Genomic DNA, 626 nt, shown 5'->3' with positions numbered 1-626 from the left:
AAATCAGAAACCGGTGTTACTGAAATGGTTAGGGTAGAACTCTGAGTGTCACCTGCACCGTCAGTAACAATGTAAGTAATTAGAGGAACAGCACCATTAAAGTTATCATTCGGAGTGAAAGTGTAACTACCATCGGCATTTAAAGTGAGTTCACCTTCCGCAAGAGTAACCGTATCACCTGCATTGTACGTATTCCCACCAACACTAAAGCTCGTTACGGTTAACGGACCGTCTGCTGTTTCTGCATTATCAAGCACATTACCTGTTGCGATTGTATCTTCTGCGACAGAAACAGTTTCACTATCATCACTTAGATCAGACACGGGTGTCACTGAAATTGTTAGTGTAGAACTCTGAGTATCACCAGCACCATCAGTAACGGTATAAGTAATAACAGGCACAGCACCATTGAAGTTATCATTCGGTGTAAAAGTGTAACTACCGTCTGCATTTAAAGTGAGTTCGCCTTCCGTAAGAGTAACGGTATCACCTGAATTATACGTATTACCATCAACAGTAAAGCTGGTGACGGTCATTGGACCGTCTGCTGTTTCAGCATTATCTAACACATTGCCCGTGGCGGTTGTATCTTCAGCTATCGTGACAGTTTCACTATCATCACTTAA

Annotated in this window: 1 protein-coding gene; it reads right to left on the bottom strand. The window is 42.3% G+C overall.

What is annotated here, in order from left to right; genetic code table 11:
- The coding region (locus H4J76_RS19530) for a tandem-95 repeat protein (protein WP_182231149.1) at positions 1 to 626 on the bottom strand (626 nt) is incomplete at both ends.

It is taken from the genome of Colwellia sp. BRX9-1, assembly GCF_014077195.1.
Classification (GTDB): domain Bacteria; phylum Pseudomonadota; class Gammaproteobacteria; order Enterobacterales; family Alteromonadaceae; genus Colwellia_A.
This window is presented reverse-complemented; position numbering and strand designations above follow the sequence as displayed.